The organism is Microvirga sp. P4_G7 (assembly GCF_056401005.1).
Genome location: NZ_JBFUKD010000388.1, coordinates 1 through 3,562 on the forward strand (window position 1 = coordinate 1; position 3,562 = coordinate 3,562).

The following is a 3,562-nucleotide window of genomic DNA, read 5'->3' on the forward strand; positions in this document are numbered from 1 at the left end:
GCACGAGGCCGGCGATTTCGTTCGCCGGCGCTCCGGCGACCGGCTCGTAGCGGAAGCATCCAACCCGGTCGAGCTTGGCTTCGCGAAGCCATTCCATGAGGAAATCCACATCCGCATCGGTTTCGCCAGGGAAGCCGACGATGAAGGTCGAGCGGATGGCGAGATCAGGACAGATCTCGCGCCACTTGCGGATCCGCTCGAGGGTCTTCTCCTGGTGGGCCGGTYGGCGCATCGCCTTCAGAACCGATGGCGAAGCGTGCTGGAACGGAATGTCGAGATAAGGAAGGATCTTGCCCTCGGCCATCAGGGGGATGACCTCGTCCACATGCGGGTAAGGGTAGACGTAGTGCATGCGCACCCAGATGCCGAGTTCGCCGAGCTCTTTCGCCAGCTCGTAGAAGCGCGTGCGGACTTCGCGGTCCTGCCACAGGCTCGGCTGGTACTTGATGTCGAGGCCGTACGCGCTCGTATCCTGCGAGATGACGAGCAACTCCTTCACGCCGGCTTTCGCTAGGCGTTCCGCCTCCCGCAGAACGTCCCCGATCGGGCGGCTGACGAGATCGCCACGCAGCTTGGGAATGATGCARAAGGAGCAACGATTGTTGCAGCCTTCGGAGATTTTCAAATAGGCGTAATGCCGGGGCGTGAGCTTGACGCCCTGAGGCGGCACGAGATCGAGGAAGGGATCGTGCGCGGGCGGGGCCGCCTCGTGAACAGCTGAGACGACGGTCTCGTATTGTTGCGGGCCGGTGATCGCGAGGACGTTGGGAAACCGGTCGCGGATCTGCTCCGGTTCGGCGCCCATGCAGCCCGTGACGATGACTTTGCCGTTCTCGGAGAGGGCCTGCCCGATGGCGTCCAGCGATTCCGCTTTGGCGCTGTCGAGAAAGCCACATGTGTTGACGATGACGACATCTGCGCCATCGTGCTTCTTGGTGAGTTCATAGCCCTGCGAGCGCAACTGCGTGATGATGCGCTCCGAATCCACCAGAGCCTTGGGGCATCCGAGGGAAACGAACGAAACTTTGGGCGCAGGAGCATTCATCCGCCGAATCCAGTCTTATCTGTTTGGGGCACGCCGGCGCTCTTATCGATCATCTGCGCGAAGTCGCGACGGCCGGGCCGCTMGCTCGAATTCGGGCAAACGCAGAGATTAAAAGGGTTTTCGGGCGTCCGAATGGTGCTGCCGTACCATAGTTCCAGCGCGAGCGGCAAGACTTGCCAGGCAGATTTGCGCGACACGACGTCGCCGGGGGCATTGAGCCGCCCGGCTGCGTCCTGCCGCCTAGGACGCTTTCTGCTTGGCGATCAGCGCGTCGTCGATCTCCCTGGCGCGGAGATTGGCAGGACGGTTGCTCAGCCGCTCCCAGTAACGCTCGAATGCCGGACGTTTCTCGATCGATCCGAACATCAACCCCCAGCCGATCTGGGATCCGACATAGACATCGGCGGCCGTGAACTTGTCGCCCGCCACGTAGTCGCCTTGCGAAACGGCTTTTTCGAGGACGTTCATGACGTCTTCGAAGCTGCCATAACCCGCGACCGACTCGCGGCCCTCCGGCAACGTGAAGCCAAATACCTTATTGGTGACCGCGGCCTCCATCGGGCCGGCCGCAAAGAACATCCAGCGATAGTAGGGCGCGCGCTGACGGGAACCGGGAGGAGGGGCCAGCCCCGCCTGGGGAAAGGCGTCCGCGAGGTAGGCACAGATCGCCGCCGCTTCGGTTACGACCATATCGCCATGTCGGACGGCAGGGACCTTCCCCATCGGGTTCACGGCCAGGTACGCCGCTGATTTCATTGTTGGGAAATCAAGCAGCTCGGTGCGGTAGGGCTGCCCCACTTCCTCCATCATCCAACGGGCGATGCGGCCCCGCGATTGCGGGTTTGTGTAAAGAACGAGTTCGTCGGTCATTCGGATTTCCTCCAGCGCGCGAACGTAGAGCGCGGCCGCCCGAGCGCAACCGGCATCGATTGATGCGAACTGAATTATTTCTCACGGAAGAGGGCGTTCCCGACCCTGCAGTCTGACCACCATCGTCGCGACAGCAACGGAGGGTGCGGCATCTCGAACGCCCGCGGAATTATCCATTTAATCCTGGTTGTTCCCATAGGGCCAAGACCCCGCCGGACTGCCAGCATCAACAGCTTGACCTTCACCAAAAAGATATTCCCTCCATGTCCATTTACGGCACAAGCGGCTCCGACGTTCTCCAAGGCACAGTCGGAGCTGATGCCATCTTCGGATATCCCGGAACCATACGAGCCACACAGGTCGCGGTCGGCGGAAGTGGAACAGGCGAAAGCGGTCTGCAGAGCACGCTCTACGTGAAGGGAGCCCCCGGCGGCGGCGACCAGCTCTACGTGGTCGAAAAAACGGGTCTTGTTAAGATTCTCGATGCTGCGACCGGCACTGTCCTGGCGCAGCCATTCTTGAACGTGACCAATTATCTGCCGCCGCCCGGCAACCATGAAATGGGGCTGCTCGGCTTCGCCGTTCATCCCGATTACGCGGCGAATGGAAAGGTTTACGTCTACATCTGCAACAACGATCGCGACGTTCAGATTCTCGAATACACCGCTCGACCCGACAGATTGTCCGTCGATCCGCTCTCGCGAAAAGTCGTCATGACGATCGACTATGACGAGACCCCGGCGCACCGAGGCGGTTGGATCGATTTCGGTCCCGACGGCAATCTGTATATCGCCACTGGAGACAACTTTCGCGGTTTGAACGCGCAGGAAGTCATGGTGGAAGGAGTGTACAACTACAAAGGCAAGATGCTGCGCATCAACGTCGACGGGGATGATTTTCTCGGCGACCCCAACAACAACTATGCAGTCCCTCTCTCGAATCCGACGAAGTTCGACGGCGTCGATGGGACTTTTGCGCCGTCCGCAATCTGGGCGATCGGTCTGCGCAACCCGTGGCGGGCCAGCTTCGACCACGAAACCGGCCGCTTCTTCATCGCCGACGTGGGTGACGGCGGTCACGAAGAAATCAACCTCGGAGTCGCCGGCAAAAACTACGGCTGGCCGTTCGAGGAAGGGCCGGAGCCGGTTCCCAATCCGGACTATACCGATCCGATTTTTTCTTACCCACACCCTGAGGGCCACTCGATCACCGGCGGCTACGTCTATCGCGGCCCGGACCCTGCGTTGCAGGGCAAATACTTCTATGCCGACTTCGTCACGAGCCGGATCTACACGCTCGAGCAGAGCGGAACGGGATGGGTCTCCGTCGACCGAACCGACGAGATCGAATACGTCGGAGCGGGCGCGTCCGAGATCAATATCCCGACATCGTTCGGCGAAGACGCCCAGGGAAATCTCTACGTCGTCAATTTCAACGGCAGCATCTTCCGCTTGAACGCGGCATCGGCCGGAGGTGACGTCGGGGATACGATCAACGGCGGCGATGGCGACGACTCCGTGCACGGTGGAACCGGCGACGATGTGCTGTTCGGCGACGCCGACAACGACCACCTCTGGGGCGACGAAGGAAACGATCGACTCGACGGCGGCATCGGCGCCGATGTGCTCGAGGGTGGCGTGGGTGACG

3 protein-coding genes are annotated in these 3,562 nt (G+C 61.1%); 1 reads left to right on the top strand and 2 read right to left on the bottom strand.

Translation table 11 applies throughout. From position 1 onward, the window contains the following. Positions 1 to 1,045, bottom strand: a 1,045-nt coding sequence (rimO, locus tag AC1DT3_RS15115; RefSeq protein WP_477466065.1) for a 30S ribosomal protein S12 methylthiotransferase RimO, incomplete at its 3' end; no start/stop codon positions are given. Positions 1,046 to 1,285: 240 nt separating this feature from the next. Then, positions 1,286 to 1,915 carry a glutathione S-transferase family protein gene (locus tag AC1DT3_RS15120; protein WP_477466066.1) on the bottom strand — a complete coding sequence of 210 codons (630 nt, stop codon included), beginning with the start codon at positions 1,913 to 1,915 and terminating at the stop codon, positions 1,286 to 1,288. Between the two features lie 263 nt (positions 1,916 to 2,178). Here AC1DT3_RS15120 and AC1DT3_RS15125 point away from each other — a divergent pair. Further along, the coding region (locus AC1DT3_RS15125) for a PQQ-dependent sugar dehydrogenase (RefSeq protein ID WP_477466067.1) at positions 2,179 to 3,562 on the top strand (1,384 nt) is incomplete at its 3' end.